Below are 16,473 nucleotides of genomic sequence, written 5' to 3' on the forward strand. Positions count from 1 at the left end.
ATCATTCCTTACTTTCTAATATTTCATGTAGCTTTAATCGCAATTCATTTAATTGCTCGTCAATACTCACAACAATCCGACCGTGATTCGTTTCGATATAACAATCTGTGTCATTTTCGAAATCTTCATTAACAAAAATCATGAATGGTACGTCTGTTGGGAACATTTCTGCCAATTCATCACGATTCGCTGTAATTAAACCATAGTATGAAGGAGAAACGTAGATTTTTATTTCTTTCATTTCTCTCGCCTCTTTAAGCCCTCTGTGCACAATGGATAAAAACAGTTCATCGTTGTGCTCTAACGAAGCCCCTATGATTCGTTCCGCAGCTGTTAAACCTAGCTCTAAAATAATTGCTTCTTGGTCATCGATATATTTCTTTGCATTTTCCCCAGCTTGAGCGATAATATCATTCGCTGTTTGAAGGGATTGTGCCATCGCTTCAGCTGCTCTGTTTGTACCATCCTCATAGCCTTGACCATAGCCTTCATCATACGCTTCTTGTACACGATTCGGGCGTTCTTCTTCCCAATTTTGCTTCATATGCTCAATCTCTTGGAAATGCATTTGCTTCTCTTGCTCAAAAGCTTCCCGTTCTTCTTGAATCATAGCTCGAGCCTCTGCAAGTAAACGGTCACGCTCTGCAAATACCTCTTCCATTGTCATATGATTTGGAGATGTTTCATCAGTTCCCATTTCGGGTATATCAAACATATCACGAATTTGAATCTTCTTAACATTATCGCCATTGGGCTGTGCATAGACAGAACGGATGATTCTAGACAATGACGTCATCTCCTCCACCACGTGCAATAATAATCTCACCAGCATCTTCTAAGCGGCGAATAACAGCAACAATTCGTGATTGTGCTTCTTCTACGTCACGCAAACGCACAGGTCCCATAATTTCCATTTCTTCTTTGAAAGTATCGGCCATTCGTTGTGACATATTGCGGAAAATAATATCCTTTACTTCTTCGCTTGAAACTTTCATTGAAAGTAGTAAATCTTCGTTTTCACAATCACGAATAACGCGTTGAATTGAACGATTGTCAAGCGTCACGATATCTTCAAATACAAACATGCGTTTTTTGATTTCTTCTGCAAGCTCTGGATCTTGAATTTCGAGCGCATCGAGAATCGTTTTTTCTGTTTGTCGATCAACACCATTTAATACTTCTACGACCGCATCAATACCACCAGTTTCAGTGTAATCCTGTGTAACCGTCGAAGATAGTTTACGTTCTAATACCGACTCAATTTCACTAATTACTTCTGGTGATGTGGATTCCATCATTGCGATACGTTTCGCAATATCTGCTTGTACTTCTTGCGGTAATGAAGATAAAATAACACCCGCTTGCCCAGCTTCTAAATACGATAGAATAAGGGCAATTGTTTGGGGATGTTCATTTTGAATAAAGTTAAATATTTGTGCAGGATCTGCTCTACGAGCAAAGTCGAATGGACGCACTTGTAATGAGGAAGTCAAACGATTAATAATTGTTTGGGCTTGCTCCATACCTAATGCTTTCTCCAATACCGTCTTCGCGTAACCAATACCACCTTGTGTAATATAATCTTGCGCAAGTGCAATATTGTGGAATTCTTCAATAATTTCTTCTTTCACGTTTGCTTCTACTTTTTTAACACTTGAAATTTCTAACGTTAAACGTTCGATTTCTTCCTCAGTTAAATGTTTATAGACAGAAGCTGAAACCTCAGGCCCTAGTGAAATTAACAAGAGTGCGGCCTTTTGTTTTCCGCTTAATTCCTTATCTTTCTTGGACACAGCAGAACCTCCTAGTTAGTCTTCCGCAATCCAACTACGCAGTAACTTCGCAAAATCGTCTGGCTTTTCTTTTGCCATTTTTTCAAGTTGCTTACGACGCATTGTAGCTTCCGTTTCAATTTCTTCATTAATATCATCAATTATCAATTCTTCTTGTTCTTCTAGGATACTAAGCTCTTCTTCTTCTTTCGCACGTTTACGTGAGCGGATAATGAAGAATGCTAGTAATAGAATAACAGCTAGTAAAATGCCTCCGACTACCCAAACCCACCACGGGATAACAGGTGTCTCAGCAGCAGTATCTGCCACCTTACCATTTAACTGTTGGACTGAAATAGCCACTTTTTCATCAATTTGTTCTTGTGTAAGTTCCGCTGCTACATCTTTTGAAATAGTTGTACGAACAATGGTACTTAATATTTTCTCAATATCTTGTTGTACACCATCTGGTAGCGATGCTGCATCTGTAGCTGTCGGCGGCTCAACAATTACTTGAATGCCAATATCTTGGATTTTATAAGGCGCTTCTTGTATATCTTTACGGATACGGTTGACGTCATTATTGATTGTTTCTTCTGTACGCTCGTAATCTCCGTCTCCTGATGTACCTTCATTGTAAGTAGTAAAATTATCTGTTGTTGTTTCAGCTTCAGGTGTACCTACTGCTGCGTTACCATTTCCAGAATATTGTTCAGTAATACGTTGGGCACTAATCGCAATACCTTCCATATTCTCTTCGTCAACTGGTGTTACTAAGTTTTCTTCACGGTTTTCCTTTTTGAAGTCGATGTCTGTTGTAACAGAAACAATGACTTTATCTTGTCCCATCAGCGTTCCTAGCATCGTTTGCACTTGACGTTGCAAGTCACGTTCTACCAATTTCTTCATTTGTAATTGACCTTCAGCTGTCGCTGTCGATGTACCATCAGTCGTTGCAGCATTTAAATCAAAGTAATCTGAGTATTGGTTCGAGATCACAATATTTTCTGTTTTTAAATTTGGAATACTTTTTGCCACTAAGTTGTACATTGTTGCAATTTGTTGTTCTGTAAACTTATAACCTGGATCTGTATTTAATACAATGGATGCAGTCGCATCTTCTTTAACATCTTTAATGAAAACGCCCTCTTCAGGAAGGGTAATCATTACTTTTGCATCTTTCACGCCTTCAAGATTTTTGATTAACTTAGCAATCTCTGTTTCGGTAGCGGCTTTCTTTAATAAATTAAATTCATTATCTGTCATACCGAAGCCAGAGCTATTGGCAAATGAGTAATCGATTGTGCCAGTTTGAGGATAGCCTTCTGATGCAAGTTGTACCAATAACGAATCGACCTGTTCTTGTGGCACTAATATGGACGTCCCGCCTGGAGCAATCTCATATTTTACAGCTTTGGAATCCAAAGCTTCTTTCACTTGACCGATTTCACTTGTTGATAAATCTTTATAAAGCGGAACATATGTAGTTTTTGTAGCAAAAAATGTAATGACAGCGGCAAGTGCGATTACACCAACTACTGAACTTATCATCACTATTTTTTGTGTTTTACTTCGACTTGTCCAAAATTGGCTGGTGTCGTTTTTTATTTTTGTCAATCGTTCATTCATTACGAATCCTCCGGTTATAGTGAATAACCTAGCAATCAATAATTCGCGATAACAGTGGAATCCCATGGCAGCCAAGACTGTAGTTAATCTTGAATACCATAGGAAGCCCAATTAATTTGGATTGGTGTCTTTTGTCACCAATCCAATCAATTAGACACTCATTCGCATTATTTCTTGGTAAGCTTCAATCACCTTATTGCGAACTTCAATTGTTGCATTTAATGTAATGCTCGCCTTTTGAGATGCTATCATTACGTCGTGCAACTCCACATCTTCACCAGTTATTAGCTTTTGTGTAAGATTATCAGAAGTGATTTGCTGATCATTCACTTTCGCTATTGCTTCTTTTAACGAATTCGCAAAGCTCTGTTGCGCTTCGTAGGGTGTCGTATTCAGTTTATTTGTTTCATTTACAACCTGAGTCGGTGTCATTAGTGAAACGGACGAAATCGCCATTATGTATCCATCCTTCCTTCCTGTTATTTACCAATTTCTAATGCTTTTGTCAGCATCGACTTATTCGCATTTAAAACAGTTATGTTTGCCTCGTAAGAACGTGTAGCAGACATTAAATCTACCATTTCCTTTAAGGGGTCAACATTTGGCATGTTGACATAGCCATCTGCATTTGCATCAGGATTTGTTGGATCATACACTAATTTGAAAGGTGTTTCCGTGTCTTCCTTAATTTGCGTCACTTTTACCCCGTTTCCAACGCCGGCTTTTGCATTTTTACCGATCGCCACATTTAAGAAGTTCGAAAATCGTCCTTCTTGCGCAGAAAGAGTAACTGACTTCCGTCGGTAAGGCTCCCATTCCCCATTGACTTGTTTTGCACGCGTTGTATCTACGTTTGCCATATTTGATGAAATAACATCCATGCGTAAACGCTGTGCCGTTAATGCAGAGGCAGTAGTATTCATTCCATGGAAAATAGACATTTATTACTTACCTCCTTTAATAACTGTATTGAGTGTATTTAACTTACCATTTACACGGTCAATTAAAGCGTTGTAGTAGATTTGATTTTCTGCAAGCTTCGTTTGTTCTGCATCCATATCTACAGCATTTCCGTTATTTCGATATCGCAAGTTCGTCAAATTACTGACACCTGGTGTCGATTGTTGAATTTCGAAATCATAATGTCTACTATCTGTGCGATATGCTGAAATAGCAATTTGTTTCTCATTCGCCAACATATCCTTAAAACTTACACTTTTCGCCTTATAATTCGGTGTATCGACATTCGCAATGTTATTTGCGATTGTTTTATGATTCAAAGTTGCATAGGAAAGTCCGTTTTCCAGGCTACTAATAGTTCCTCCAAATAAGTTCAAAACCATTCACCTCATTTTATTTCAATCTATGTACTTCTTATTTTATCCAATAATACAATTGTAATTAAGATGCTACGTAGTGTCTATTGTCTTTTGTCATTTTTTAATAGTATATACGCCCTATTTTTTCGATAAATCAACCAGGACAAATATGCCGCATCCCTTGCCGCCCTAGATTTCGCGCCGTTTCGCCTTTTTTCTAGTCATTTTACACTATTTCGACAGTGTTTACTGTATTAGTATCAAATATCTCCCTTTTTATTACTACAAAGGATTGGATTTATATCCCAAATAGTGTTTTTTCATTTAAATAAAGTACCTTTTTACTATTTTCGGTGTGGTAATATAAATAACTCCCAAAAGGGCAATAAGGAGTGCATTTACGTATCGACAAAATATGACTTAGATAAGAATAATCCCTACAAAATGTATGTTTTTCACTCCAAGTGGACGGCCTTCCGCCACTTTAGTTTCAATCCTCTGTTAACGCATAGAGCGCCAGTTCAACCATTCAAAGCAGCGTTAGCTTACATTTAGCCACATTATTTTTACGACAACTTGGTAGCTCAAATTTTTTCCCGTGTTAGCTAAGAGCGCCGCGTACCTTTCTTTTGAAAAACAAAAACATCAAGAATAAACTTCTTGATGTCTTTGTCGACACTATGTTATTATGTATCATTTTTTAAACAAGACAAGTCCTATCACCTAGTATTCTGTAAAAATGAGACATTTGACCTTCACAAAAATGTCACATATACCATTCAAAGGGCTCAATGTTTACTTTTACATATTTCTACTTTATAAAAACTAAACGGTTATGCATTGCTATCGAACAAATCTACAGAAAAAAGCTCCCTCAATTTCATTTTGAAGGAGCTTCATTTCATTATTTCATTTTAATTTCAGCAAGCGCATTTAAGAACTTATCGTTTAACACTTTAATATAAGTCCCTTTCATACCTAATGAGCGTGATTCAATTACACCTGCTGATTCAAGTTTACGTAATGCATTAACGATTACTGAACGAGTAATGCCTACACGGTCTGCAATTTTTGAAGCAACTAATAGACCTTCGTTTCCGTCTAGCTCTTCAAAAATATGTTCAATCGCTTCTAATTCACTATATGAAAGTGAGTTAATCGCCATTTGAACTACAGCTTTGCTACGTGCTTCCTCTTCAATCTCTTCAGATTTTTCACGTAAAATTTCCATACCTACTACTGTCGCACCATACTCAGCTAAAATTAAATCATCATCCTCAAATTGTGCTGATAAACGAGCTAAAATTAATGTACCTAGACGCTCACCGCCACCAACGATTGGTACGATAGTTGTTAAAGCACTTTGGAATAAATCTTTATTTTCTACTGGGAATGCAGTATGTTCATTGTTAATATCTAAATTTGATGATGTTTCAGAAATTGTAAACAGGCTATGTGTATATTCTTCTGGGAATTGGCGCTCTTCGAACATTTTTTTCATACGTTCATTTTCAATTTGTTGGTGAATAGAGATACCTAAAAGCTTCCCTTTACGACTAACAATATAAACGTTGCTATCAATAATGTCACCTAATGTGTCAGCCATTTCTTTAAAGTTTACCGGTTTACCTGCAGATGCTTGAAGCATCGAGTTAATCTTACGTGTTTTTTCTAATAAATTCATTTTATGTTCCTCCTATAAATAATCGATACCGTATTTATTTAATATTCTAAAGTTTTTTACAATTGAATGGTACTATCATGCCTTGACTACAAAATAAACTGTGACAAATCTTTGTTTTTCACAATACCTGCCAGCTTTTGGTCAACATACGCAGCTGTAATTTCGATTTGCGCCGGTGCAATTTCAGACGCTTCAAATGATAATTCCTCTAACAAGCGTTCTAAAATTGTGTGTAATCGACGTGCACCGATATTATCTGTTTCTTGGTTAACCTCTGTAGCAATTTCCGCAATACGTTCAATTGCATCTTCTGCAAAATTGATTGCTACACCTTCTGTTTCTAATAACGCTTTATATTGCAAAATAAGGGATTGATCTGGTTCTTTTAAAATGCGAACAAAATCTTGCTTCGTTAATTTTTCAAGTTCTACACGGATTGGGAATCGTCCTTGTAACTCTGGAATCAAATCTGATGGCTTTGACATATGGAAAGCTCCTGCTGCTATAAAAAGCATGTAGTCTGTTTTGACAGCCCCATACTTCGTCGTAACAGTAGAACCTTCAACAATCGGCAAAATGTCGCGCTGCACACCTTCACGTGAAACACTGGCAGAAGAATTCGTATCTTTGGTCGCTATTTTATCGATTTCATCAATGAAAATAATACCAGATTGTTCTGCTCTAGTAATTGCTTCTTGTGAGACCTCATCTGCGTCGATTAGCTTATTCGCTTCCTCGATAGTTAAAATACGACGTGCATCTTTTACTTGCACTCTGCGTTTTTTCTGTTTTTTAGGCATTAAGCTCGACAGCATATCTTGCATGCCACTATTTGCAGACATATCCATTCCCGTACCTTGTAGTGCATCAAAAATCGAAGGACTTTGCTCCGTTACTTCAACCGTAACCCACTCATTTTCTAATTTGCCATTGCGTAAATCGATTGCGATTTGTGCACGTTTTGAGCGTACTTCCGTCTCTTCAGAAGATGTATCATCATGTGTTTGTTGTTCTTTGCCACCAAACAACATTTCAAACGGGTTTTGCATAGCTTGTTTTTTACGTAAAGAAGGGACAAGTAATTTTACAATGGCTTCATTCGCCAACTCTTCCGCTTGCTCCTTTACAGACTCCATCATTTCTTCCTTCACAAGACGATGTGAAGCCTCCACAACATCGCGTACCATGGACTCTACATCACGACCAACATAGCCCACTTCTGTAAATTTCGTCGCTTCAACCTTCACGAATGGTGCACTCGTTAGCTTTGCAATTCTCCTTGCAATTTCAGTCTTCCCAACTCCCGTCGGTCCAATCATTAAAATATTTTTTGGAATTACTTCAGCCTTCATATCATCCGCTAAAAGCGAACGACGATAACGATTTCGTAGCGCGATCGCTACAGCTCTTTTCGCCTCATTTTGTCCTACAATAAAACGATCCAAATGCTCAGTAATCTGTCTTGGGGTTAAGTTTTGTGGTGTCATTAGTTAAGTGCCTCCACGATAATATTATGGTTTGTAAATACACAAATTTCAGCGGCAGTTTCTAATGCTGCTTCCGCAATCTCACGGGCAGTCATTGTCTCACCTGCATATTTTTTTAGAGCACGACCTGCAGATAATGCATAATTCCCACCAGAACCAATCGCTAAAATGCCATCATCAGGTTCTATAACTTCTCCCGTACCAGAAACAAGGAGTAGTGTACTTTTATCCATCACTAGTAACATCGCCTCTAATTGACGTAGCATTTTATCTCCACGCCATTGTTTTGCCACTTCTACAGCAGCTCGCTGTAAATTCCCATTATATTCGTTTAATTTCGCTTCAAACATTTCAAAAAGTGTAAAAGCATCGGCTACAGAACCTGCAAAGCCAGCTAGCACCTGCCCATTAAACAGACGTCTGACCTTCTTGGCAGTGCCTTTCATAACAACCGCATTACCAAGTGTCACTTGACCATCACCAGCCATAGCGCACCCGCCATTATGATGTACCGCAAATATCGTAGTTGCATGGATTTGTCCCATTTACTTTCCTCCTTAGCCTCTATTATGCCCTCGGATGGGCATTCATATATGTTTGACGAAGATGCTCATTTGTTACATGCGTATAAACCTGTGTTGAAGTTAAATGCGCGTGGCCCAGTAGTTCTTGCACCGTCCGTAAATCCGCGCCATGATTCAGTAAATGTGTTGCAAAAGTATGGCGAAGCATATGTGGGTATATTTTCGTATGGAGTGAGGTGTTATCAATCATTTCGTTTAAAATATGACGCACCCCTCGTGGCGTAAGTTCCCCACCACGCATGTTGACAAATAATTGCTGATGATTTGTTTGTTTCATCAACCGTGGACGAGCCTGCTCTATGTAGTGCTGTATTGCTACACTTGCAAATTGACCAAATGGTATAATGCGTTCTTTTCTTCCTTTACCCATTACCCTAACAATAGAGTAACGGAAATCGATATCCGCTACCATAATGGATGTCAGCTCGCTCACACGAATGCCCGTTGCATATAGTAACTCTAAAATAGCCATATTACGCAACGATTTCAAATCATCTCCTACATTCGCATTAAAAAGCTGCATCAATTCTTCCTCATAGAAAAAACTTGGTAAACGTGATTCTTTTTTCGGATGGTAGAGCGATCGAAAAGCACCATCATCCATGCCGTGCTGTTTATTTAAAAAGCGAAAAAAGGAGCGGATTGATGAAATTTTTCTTGATACAGACGTTCTTGCTTTCTTTTCTTCGTACAACTTCGTTACATATAGACGTGCATGTATATACTCAACACTACTTAAATCATTAACGCCTTCTGCCTGTAAAAACGCTAAAAAATCTAATAGGTCTGATTCATATTCTCGCACAGTATGAACAGAGAAGTTTTTTTCAACTTGGATGTAAAGCATAAACTGTTCAAGTGCTTCTTGGGACGAAACTAACATGAAAGATTCACCACCAATAAATTATTCGTAACCTTCTCTCATTACTATTACCAACAAATACAAATGGTAAAACAATCATTGCCATTAAATGCAAATTGTCGTTTAGTAATCCTTAAAAAACATACATATTGACACTATACCTATCTTCGTAATATAGCAAGTGAAAATGGTTATATTTTGAGAAAAACTCTATACAAAATAATAAAATACGTGTAAATAAGCATTTTGTCTACACAAAAGAAAAAGCCTCTAAGAGTATATCAACTTTTAGAGGCCTTTGGCAATTAAATTGTTTGTGAATTCACAAAATTGCGAATTGTATCCATTGCGCGTGTAGCATGCATTTCTGCACGTTCCGGTTTTGAACGGCGTCCAGGTGGTAATTCAGGGAAAATACCGAAGTTGACGTTCATCGGTTGGAAGTTTTTAGATTGTGCTTCTGTTATATAACGCGCCATACTTCCTAATGCCGTCTCGAATGGGAAAATAATTGGCTCTTGTCCCAATGCCAAACGTGCTGCATTAATACCTGCTATTAAACCACTACCTGCAGATTCAACATAACCTTCTACACCTGTCATTTGGCCAGCAAAGAAAATATTTTTTTGTTCACGTAACTGATATGTTTTTTCTAGAACTTTCGGTGAATTAATGAAAGTATTTCGATGCATAACACCATATCGTACGATTTCAACATTTTCTAGCCCAGGAATGAGTTGCAGTACTTCTTTTTGTGGTCCCCATTTTAAATGCGTTTGGAAACCAACGATATTATAAAGCGTTCCTGCCGCATCATCCTGGCGCAGTTGTACAACAGCATATGGACGTTTACCAGTTTTCGGATCTTCAAGACCTACTGGCTTCATCGGTCCAAACAACATTGTCTTCTCACCGCGAGCTGCCATTACTTCAATCGGCATACAGCCTTCAAAATAAATTTCTTTTTCAAATTCTTTTAAAGGTACTACTTCTGCCTCGATTAATGCTTGACGGAAACGATCAAATTCTTCCTTTGTCATAGGACAGTTTAAATATGCCGCTTCCCCTTTGTCATAACGAGATTTTAAATATACTTTGTCCATATCGATGCTATCTTTTTCAATAATTGGTGCTGCTGCATCGTAGAAATACAGATAATCAAGTCCCGTTAAGCCTTGAATTTTTTCAGCTAATGCTTTTGAAGTTAGTGGTCCAGTTGCAATGACCGTAATACCTTCTGGAATTTCCGTTACTTCTTCATGGATAACTTCTACTAACGGATGATTTTTCACCGCTTCTGTTACATAGCCTGCAAACTCATGACGATCCACAGCAAGTGCTCCACCAGCTGGAACCGAGCAAGCATCAGCCGCTTTTAAAATAACAGAGTCTAATAGACGCATTTCTTCTTTAATAACACCAACAGCATTTGTTAATGTATTTGCACGCAGCGAGTTTGAACAAACAAGCTCGGCAAATTTATCTGTATGATGAGCAGGTGTTTGCTTTACAGGACGCATTTCATAAAGTTTAACTTTTACACCGCGCTTAGCGATTTGCCAAGCAGCTTCACTACCTGCAAGGCCTGCACCTATTACATTTACAACTTGTTCCGTCATGTTCTTACCATCTTCCTATCATTGAGTTGGCGTCTCTTCATAGTCACATTTCGTACATTGAATTTGGACACCTTTTTTTAATTTTTTCTCTACTAATAATGCACTACATTTCGGACACGGTCTACTAATTGGCTTGTCCCATGAAACAAATTCGCACTCTGGATATTGATTACATCCATAAAATAAACGCTTTGTTTTACTTTTACGTTCCACAATTTCGCCTGTTTCACAAGAAGGACATTTAACGCCAATCGGCTTCATAATCGCTTTCGTATTTCGGCAATCTGGGAAGTTCGAGCAAGCCATAAATTTCCCATAGCGTCCTAGTTTAAATACCATTGGTGAACCACATTTTTCGCAGTCCTCACCGGCTGGCTCATCTTTTATAACGACTTTCTCCATTTCAGCATCTGCATGCTTTACATGAACTTCGAAGTCTTTATAAAATTCGTCGATTACTTCTACCCACTTACGACTACCTTCCTCAACATCATCGAGATCTTGTTCCATTTTGGCAGTAAATTCGATATTGATAATATCAGGGAAGAACTCTAGCATTTGTTGGTGGACGATTTCCCCAAGCTCTGTCGGCATAAATCGTTTTGCATCCAGCACAACATAGCCGCGACGTTGAATTGTATCAAGGGTCGGTGCATATGTGGATGGACGCCCTATGCCTAACTCTTCCATTGTTTTTACAAGACGCGCCTCTGAATAGCGTGGCGGCGGCTGTGTAAAGTGTTGCTTCGGTTCGATTTCAAGTGATTTCACTTGATCGCCAACTTCCATTTCAGGTAGAAGTTTCGTCGTTTCTTCAGTTTGATCATCGGTACCTTCTATATAAAGCTTCATAAATCCGGCAAATTTAACTTGTGAGCCGTTTGCACGGAATAACACATCACCATGTTGAAGGTCTACAGCAACTGTATCCAGTACAGCTGGAGCCATTTGACTCGCAATAAAGCGCTCCCAAATTAAACGGTATAAACGAAGTTGATCACGACTAAGTACTGTTTTTAATTCTTCAGGTGTACGCATCGTACTTGTAGGACGGATTGCTTCATGGGCATCTTGTGCGTTTGACGCTTTTTTTGCCTGTTTCGTTTCAGTCGAAATATATTCTTTGCCGTACTTCGTTTCAATGTAAGAAACAGCTTCCGTTTTTGCCGTTTCCGATATACGTGTTGAATCTGTACGCATATAAGTGATTAAACCGACTGTTCCTTCTTTTTTGCCAATATCAATACCTTCATATAATTGCTGTGCAAGCATCATCGTTTTCTTTGCACGGAAATTTAGCTTACGTGCTGCTTCTTGTTGTAATGATGATGTAGTAAACGCAGGTGCAGCATTTCGTCTTCGTTCTTTTTTCGAAACATTTACGACTTCAAATGCTGTGCCTTTAACATTTTTTAAAATGGCTTTTACTTGCTCTTCATTTGTTAATTTAATTTTGTCTTTGCCATTTCCATAGTACAATGCATCGAACGTCTTCTTCCCTTTTTCAAAAGAGCCTTCAATTGTCCAATACTCTTCTGGCTGGAAGTTTTTAATTTCATTTTCACGATCAATAATCATGCGTAGTGCAACTGATTGTACACGCCCTGCTGATAAGCCCTTTTTAACCTTTTTCCAAAGAATTGGACTAATGTTATAGCCTACTAGTCGATCTAGCATACGGCGTGTTTGTTGTGCATCTACTAAATCCATATTAATGGCACGTGGATTTTTAAAGGATTCTAAAATTGCATCCTTTGTAATTTCATTGAAAACAACTCGACAATCTGAGTTAATATCAATATTTAATGCAGTCGCAAGGTGCCAAGCAATCGCTTCTCCCTCGCGGTCTGGATCGGCCGCTAGATAAACTTTCTTCACTTTTTTCGCCGCAGACTTAAGCTCCTGTAAAACGGGACCTTTTCCGCGAATAGTAATATATTTAGGTTCATAATTATTTTCAGTATCTACACCCATTTGACTTCGTGGTAAGTCACGTACATGTCCAACAGATGCTTTTACTTTATATTTTTTTCCTAAATAACGTTCAATTGTTTTTGCTTTTGCTGGTGATTCTACAATCACTAAATAATCCGCCATATATGTCTCCCCCTTAGCGAGGTCTATTGCTAATTTTTTTAAGTTACCTGTTGCAAAATGTATAACAGATTTTAAGATAATGCAACTTTTTTTCAATTTTTGCTAGAAAAGAGCGAAAGTGTTTCAACGATTTGGTGACCATCGCACACAGGAATGGCGCCTTCTAAAAGTAACTTATTCGTACCTTTTGACTGCTCTTTGTGAATCGGTCCTGGTACAACAAATACGTCTTTGCCTTGCTCTAATGCACATTCTGTCGTAATTAACGTCCCACTTTTTATTGCTGCCTCTGTCACAACTAACGCCTGAGACAGACCACTTATTAAGCGGTTTCGCATTGGAAATTGCCATTTTGCTGGCTTAAAATACGGTGGATACTCTGTAATAAGTAAATGATTCTCAGCCATTGTCTCGGCAAGCGCTTGGTTTTCCTTAGGGTAAATATAATTCAAACCATGACCTAACACTGCAATGGTTTGGCCGCCATACTGAATCGTTGCTTGATGAGCCATCGCATCTGCACCTCGTGCAAGCCCGCTCACAACGATGTATTCGTGTTCAACAAGCGGCGGGACGATTAAGTCAATGGCATCTCTAGTATAGGCTGTCGCCTTTCTAGAGCCTATTATAGCGATACGCTTGTCTCTTGCCAGTAGGGCGCATTGACCTTTCACATACAATACAGTAGGTGGACTAGGTATTTCAAATAATTGCGCCGGAAAATATGGGTGATTAAATGGTATGGGGAAAATATTCACTTGTGCGTAAAGCTCTTCAAATGGCAAGGTCATTACGCGCTTAAAATCCCGTGACATCTCCAATGCTCTTTGCTTTGATATTTGCAATGCGCTTGCAATGTCTTTAGGATACGCATGTTCAAAATAGCTTAATACATCCACCGGGGACAATAACTTTTGAAGTTTTTGGAGTGGTAATGGATATACGTAATGCAAAGCTAGCAATCTCTGTGTATCTACGGAGAAAATCATTTAAAAACCCCCTTTATAATAGAAGAAATTAAATGACCGCAATTTTCATTTCAACACAAATAAGTAGAACACTACTATGTGCATACACTCATATGCACGTTTGATAGAACAGCCTGTCCTAGGATTTCACCGTGCCAATTCTTTTTCATATGCATTGCAGGCACGGAACATTCTAAAGGCTCTTTATAAAGAGAAAAAGATGTAGCCACAATGTGCTACATCTTCCATTTTAATGGGTTTTACATTTTTCGTATAGCCCTTTTTCTTTAATTACTTTAATAAGTGTTTCACCGATAACAGATGGCGTCTCCGCTACTTCAATACCAGCGTCGTTCATTGCCTTGATTTTTTCAGCAGCTGTTCCTTTACCACCGGAAATAATGGCACCAGCGTGTCCCATACGTTTTCCTGGAGGTGCAGTTTGTCCACCGATAAAGCCTACAACTGGTTTCGTCATATTCGCTTTAATCCACTCAGCTGCTTCTTCTTCAGCAGTACCACCAATTTCCCCAATCATAACAACTGCATATGTCTCAGGGTCGTTGTTGAATGCTTCCAATGCGTCGATAAAGTTTGTACCATTTACAGGGTCGCCACCGATACCGACTGCTGTTGTTTGACCAATACCCGCTTGAGTCAATTGGTGCACGGCTTCATACGTTAATGTACCAGAACGGGAAACAACCCCAACATGGCCTTTTGTATGAATATAGCCTGGCATAATTCCAATCTTACATTCGTCTGCCGTAATAACACCCGGACAGTTTGGACCTACTAAGCGTGTCTTTTTGCCTTCCATAAAGCGTTTAACCTTTACCATATCAAGGACAGGAATATGCTCTGTAATACAAATTGTTAATTCTAGTTCAGCATCAACAGCTTCTAAAATAGCATCCGCTGCGAAAGGTGCAGGTACGTAAATTACCGATGTAGTTGCACCTGTTGCCGCTACAGCCTCAGCTACAGTATTAAATACAGGTACGCCTTCAATTTCAAGGCCTCCCTTACCAGGTGTAACGCCTGCTACGATTTTTGTACCATAATCAAGCATTTGCTTCGTATGGAATAACGCCGTTTCGCCTGTAATCCCTTGTACAATTACCTTTGTATCTTTATTAATAAATACAGCCATTGTTCTCCCTGCCTTCCTTAGCCTACTAGTTCCACAATTTTTTGTGCGCCGTCAGCCATTGAATCTGCTGCTACGATATTTAAACCAGATGCATTTAAAATTTCTTTACCAAGCTCTACGTTCGTACCTTCTAGGCGTACTACTAACGGTACAGTTAAACCAATTTCTTTAGCTGCAGTGACTACACCATCAGCGATAATGTTACATTTCATGATACCACCGAAAATATTAACAAAGATTCCTTTTACATGTGGATCAGAAAGGATAATTTTAAATGCTTCTGTTACTTTTTCAGCTGTTGCGCCGCCCCCTACATCAAGGAAGTTAGCGGGACTTCCGCCGTAGTAACTAATCGTATCCATTGTTGCCATCGCCAAACCTGCACCATTGACCATACAGCCAATGTTGCCGTCTAGAGAAATATAGCTAAGATCGTATTTTGATGCTTCAATCTCTTTTGGATCTTCTTCATCAAAATCGCGTAATTCGACAATATCTTTATGACGGTACAATGCATTTGCATCAAAATTAAACTTCGCATCTAGTGCTACCACTTCCCCTTGGCCTGTTACAACTAGTGGGTTAATTTCAACGATTGAAGCATCTTTGTCGATAAATGCTTGATATAAACCTAACATTAATTTAACAGCTTTCCCTACTAGGTTTGCTGGAATATTCATATTAAACGCCATGCGTCGTGCTTGGAAGCTTGTTAGTCCGATTACTGGATCTACAACTTCTTTGAAGATTTTTTCTGGGTTTGTTTCTGCTACTTCTTCAATATCCATGCCGCCTTCTTCAGAACCCATCACCGTTACACGGGATGTAGCGCGGTCTAATACTAAACTTAGATAATATTCTTTTTGAATATCTGAACCCTCTTCAATATACAAGCGTTTTACTTCTTTGCCTTCAGGACCTGTTTGATGAGTTACCAAAATTTTTCCTAATAACTCTTTTGCGTACGTACGCACCTCATCAAGGTTTTTTGCGATTTTGACACCACCCGCTTTACCGCGTCCACCTGCATGAATTTGCGCCTTGACCACAGTAACATTTGAGCCAAGTTCCTTCGCTACCTTCACTGCTTCATCAGGGGAAAAAGCAACTTTTCCATTCGGAACTGCAACACCATATTTTCTTAGAATCTCTTTCCCTTGATATTCATGGATATTCATAATACATCCTCCCATCAAACATTTGCGTAAAATTGTTTTACTAACATAATCTATTCTAACGAAAGATTCTGATAAAGTCTACACTTTGTCTTTCATTCGGAATTTCTCTAAAATTATGACG

At 38.7% G+C, this 16,473-nt stretch carries 15 protein-coding genes; all 15 read right to left on the minus strand.

What is annotated here, in order from left to right; all coding sequences use genetic code 11:
- Nucleotide 1 precedes the first annotated feature (1 nt).
- On the minus strand, nt 2-787 hold the full coding sequence (gene fliH / locus ACIQXI_RS11725; protein ID WP_402924820.1) for a flagellar assembly protein FliH: 786 nt from the start codon (nt 785-787) through the stop codon (nt 2-4).
- Nucleotides 780-1,793 carry a flagellar motor switch protein FliG gene (gene fliG / locus ACIQXI_RS11730; protein ID WP_402924822.1) on the minus strand — a complete coding sequence of 338 codons (1,014 nt, stop codon included), beginning with the start codon at nt 1,791-1,793 and terminating at the stop codon, nt 780-782. The genes fliH and fliG overlap by 8 nt, the downstream gene beginning before the upstream one ends.
- Before the next feature lie 15 nt (nt 1,794-1,808).
- On the minus strand, nt 1,809-3,401 hold the full coding sequence (gene fliF, locus ACIQXI_RS11735) for a flagellar basal-body MS-ring/collar protein FliF (RefSeq protein WP_402924824.1): 1,593 nt from the start codon (nt 3,399-3,401) through the stop codon (nt 1,809-1,811).
- Nucleotides 3,402-3,551: 150 nt separating this feature from the next.
- Nucleotides 3,552-3,857, minus strand: coding sequence for a flagellar hook-basal body complex protein FliE (fliE, locus tag ACIQXI_RS11740; protein WP_402924826.1), 306 nt, complete (start codon nt 3,855-3,857; stop codon nt 3,552-3,554).
- Nucleotides 3,858-3,880: 23 nt separating this feature from the next.
- Entirely contained in the window at nt 3,881-4,342 is a 462-nt protein-coding gene (gene flgC, locus ACIQXI_RS11745) for a flagellar basal body rod protein FlgC (protein WP_402924828.1), read from the minus strand.
- A gap of 3 nt (nt 4,343-4,345) precedes the next feature.
- Nucleotides 4,346-4,738: a flagellar basal body rod protein FlgB gene (gene flgB / locus ACIQXI_RS11750; RefSeq protein ID WP_402924831.1), complete on the minus strand. Its 393-nt coding sequence runs from the start codon at nt 4,736-4,738 to the stop codon at nt 4,346-4,348.
- Between the two features lie 886 nt (nt 4,739-5,624).
- Nucleotides 5,625-6,404 (minus strand): GTP-sensing pleiotropic transcriptional regulator CodY, encoded by a 780-nt coding sequence (gene codY, locus ACIQXI_RS11755; protein ID WP_024362040.1) that lies wholly within the window; start codon nt 6,402-6,404, stop codon nt 5,625-5,627.
- An 86-nt stretch (nt 6,405-6,490) separates the two neighbouring features.
- On the minus strand, nt 6,491-7,891 hold the full coding sequence (gene hslU, locus ACIQXI_RS11760; protein ID WP_402924834.1) for an ATP-dependent protease ATPase subunit HslU: 1,401 nt from the start codon (nt 7,889-7,891) through the stop codon (nt 6,491-6,493).
- Nucleotides 7,891-8,436 carry an ATP-dependent protease subunit HslV gene (hslV, locus tag ACIQXI_RS11765; RefSeq protein WP_069510144.1) on the minus strand — a complete coding sequence of 182 codons (546 nt, stop codon included), beginning with the start codon at nt 8,434-8,436 and terminating at the stop codon, nt 7,891-7,893. Before hslV ends, hslU begins: the two co-directional genes overlap by 1 nt.
- 22 nt (nt 8,437-8,458) lie before the next feature.
- Nucleotides 8,459-9,358: a tyrosine recombinase XerC gene (xerC, locus tag ACIQXI_RS11770; protein ID WP_402924837.1), complete on the minus strand. Its 900-nt coding sequence runs from the start codon at nt 9,356-9,358 to the stop codon at nt 8,459-8,461.
- A gap of 284 nt (nt 9,359-9,642) precedes the next feature.
- Entirely contained in the window at nt 9,643-10,956 is a 1,314-nt protein-coding gene (trmFO, locus tag ACIQXI_RS11775; RefSeq protein WP_402924840.1) for an FADH(2)-oxidizing methylenetetrahydrofolate--tRNA-(uracil(54)-C(5))-methyltransferase TrmFO, read from the minus strand.
- Between the two features lie 18 nt (nt 10,957-10,974).
- Nucleotides 10,975-13,053 carry a type I DNA topoisomerase gene (gene topA, locus ACIQXI_RS11780; RefSeq protein ID WP_402924843.1) on the minus strand — a complete coding sequence of 693 codons (2,079 nt, stop codon included), beginning with the start codon at nt 13,051-13,053 and terminating at the stop codon, nt 10,975-10,977.
- Between the two features lie 92 nt (nt 13,054-13,145).
- Nucleotides 13,146-14,042 (minus strand): DNA-processing protein DprA, encoded by an 897-nt coding sequence (dprA, locus tag ACIQXI_RS11785; RefSeq protein WP_402924846.1) that lies wholly within the window; start codon nt 14,040-14,042, stop codon nt 13,146-13,148.
- A 229-nt stretch (nt 14,043-14,271) separates the two neighbouring features.
- Complete coding sequence (gene sucD / locus ACIQXI_RS11790) at nt 14,272-15,174, minus strand: succinate--CoA ligase subunit alpha (RefSeq protein ID WP_402924849.1); 903 nt, start codon at nt 15,172-15,174, stop codon at nt 14,272-14,274.
- A 17-nt stretch (nt 15,175-15,191) separates the two neighbouring features.
- A complete protein-coding gene (gene sucC / locus ACIQXI_RS11795; protein ID WP_402924851.1) occupies nt 15,192-16,352 on the minus strand; it encodes an ADP-forming succinate--CoA ligase subunit beta in 1,161 nt (386 codons plus the stop codon).
- Nucleotides 16,353-16,473: the final 121 nt, after the last annotated feature.

It is taken from the genome of Lysinibacillus sp. NPDC097195 (assembly GCF_044762075.1).
Lineage (GTDB): Bacteria > Bacillota > Bacilli > Bacillales_A > Planococcaceae > Lysinibacillus.

Coding starts and splice junctions, on each gene's coding strand:
- hslV (WP_069510144.1), bottom strand. CDS start 8,436: ATGGGACAAATCCATGCAACTACGATATTTGCGGTACATCATAATGGC.
- dprA (WP_402924846.1), bottom strand. CDS start 14,042: ATGATTTTCTCCGTAGATACACAGAGATTGCTAGCTTTGCATTACGTA.
- flgC (WP_402924828.1), bottom strand. CDS start 4,342: ATGTCTATTTTCCATGGAATGAATACTACTGCCTCTGCATTAACGGCA.
- codY (WP_024362040.1), bottom strand. CDS start 6,404: ATGAATTTATTAGAAAAAACACGTAAGATTAACTCGATGCTTCAAGCA.
- xerC (WP_402924837.1), bottom strand. CDS start 9,358: ATGTTAGTTTCGTCCCAAGAAGCACTTGAACAGTTTATGCTTTACATC.
- topA (WP_402924843.1), bottom strand. CDS start 13,053: ATGGCGGATTATTTAGTGATTGTAGAATCACCAGCAAAAGCAAAAACA.
- fliE (WP_402924826.1), bottom strand. CDS start 3,857: ATGGCGATTTCGTCCGTTTCACTAATGACACCGACTCAGGTTGTAAAT.
- fliF (WP_402924824.1), bottom strand. CDS start 3,401: ATGAATGAACGATTGACAAAAATAAAAAACGACACCAGCCAATTTTGG.
- sucC (WP_402924851.1), bottom strand. CDS start 16,352: ATGAATATCCATGAATATCAAGGGAAAGAGATTCTAAGAAAATATGGT.
- sucD (WP_402924849.1), bottom strand. CDS start 15,174: ATGGCTGTATTTATTAATAAAGATACAAAGGTAATTGTACAAGGGATT.
- trmFO (WP_402924840.1), bottom strand. CDS start 10,956: ATGACGGAACAAGTTGTAAATGTAATAGGTGCAGGCCTTGCAGGTAGT.
- hslU (WP_402924834.1), bottom strand. CDS start 7,891: ATGACACCACAAAACTTAACCCCAAGACAGATTACTGAGCATTTGGAT.